The 392-nt window shown below is 58.9% G+C and carries 1 pseudogene; it reads right to left on the bottom strand.

The window, feature by feature from the left end:
- Positions 1–392: pseudogene (locus HMPREF2955_RS14110) on the bottom strand (RHS repeat domain-containing protein); the annotation flags it as partial.

The following is a 392-nucleotide window of genomic DNA, read 5'->3' as shown; positions in this document are numbered from 1 at the left end:
TCGTAGGTGTAGGTTGTCTCCGTGCCGTTGCCCAGCTTGGTATAGACGGTATGCCCGTCCTTGTCGTAACCTATCCTGTCAACAATAACGCTCTCACGCCCCTGTTTATTGCCCGAAAGGCGAACTATTTGCCCTGCCGCATTGTAATGATAGGTAACCACCTCCCCGTCGGGATAGGTCATGGTGCGCACGCGGTTCCAGCTGTCGTAGGTGGCGCCGTAGACGTAGGTGCGCACGTCGGCGGTGCTCACCATCACCGAGCGCACCGTCTTCACCACTTCGCCTTGGTTGCCGTAGTAATACGCCTCGCCGCCCGACGCGTCTTCCACCAGCACCAGCCTGCCTGCACGGTTGTACTTCTCGCCCGGTTTGCCATAGGTGTAGGTAACGCG

The organism is Prevotella sp. HMSC073D09, assembly GCF_001814145.1.
GTDB lineage: Bacteria > Bacteroidota > Bacteroidia > Bacteroidales > Bacteroidaceae > Prevotella > Prevotella conceptionensis.
This window is presented reverse-complemented; position numbering and strand designations above follow the sequence as displayed.